This window comes from Vibrio sp. 1249-1, assembly GCF_033340495.1.
In genome coordinates this window covers 1-526 of record NZ_JAWOWJ010001143.1, presented here as the reverse complement: position 1 = coordinate 526, position 526 = coordinate 1, and the positions used below count along the sequence as shown (strand labels likewise).

Sequence of the window (526 nt, the reverse complement as noted above, 5' to 3'; positions counted from 1 at the left end):
CCGCAACGTGATGGCTTGCTCGTCGGAGAGGGCTTTCTTGCGGCCCCGGTAGGCACCGCGCTGCTTGGCCAGGGCGATGCCCTCGCGCTGCCGCTCGCGGATCAGGGCGCGCTCGAACTCGGCAAAGGCACCCATGACCGACAACATGAGGTTGGCCATGGGAGAGTCCTCGCCGGTGAACACCAACCCCTCCTTCAAGAACTCGATGCGTACACCGCGCTTGGTCAGCTTTTGCACCAGACGGCGCAGATCGTCGAGGTTGCGCGCCAGGCGATCCATGCTGTGCACCACCACGGTATCGCCTTCGCGGACGAATCCGAGCATAGCCTCCAGTTGCGGGCGCTGGGTGTCCTTGCCTGAGGCCTTGTCGGTGAACAGCTTGCCGATCTCGACCTGCTCAAGTTGGCGTTCCGGGTTCTGGTCATAACTGCTGACTCGGACGTAACCGATGCGTTGTCCCTGCAAGATGCCTCCATAGGCTGGATGGGCGGTAGGGCTTACGTTGGTTTTTGGTTCCATTGCGCCC

The 526-nt window shown here is 62.4% G+C and carries 1 protein-coding gene; it reads right to left on the bottom strand.

Annotated features, from left to right (window positions below):
* The coding region (locus R7Z50_RS30935) for a recombinase family protein (RefSeq protein WP_318150205.1) at positions 1-465 on the bottom strand (465 nt) is incomplete at its 3' end.
* Positions 466-526: the final 61 nt, after the last annotated feature.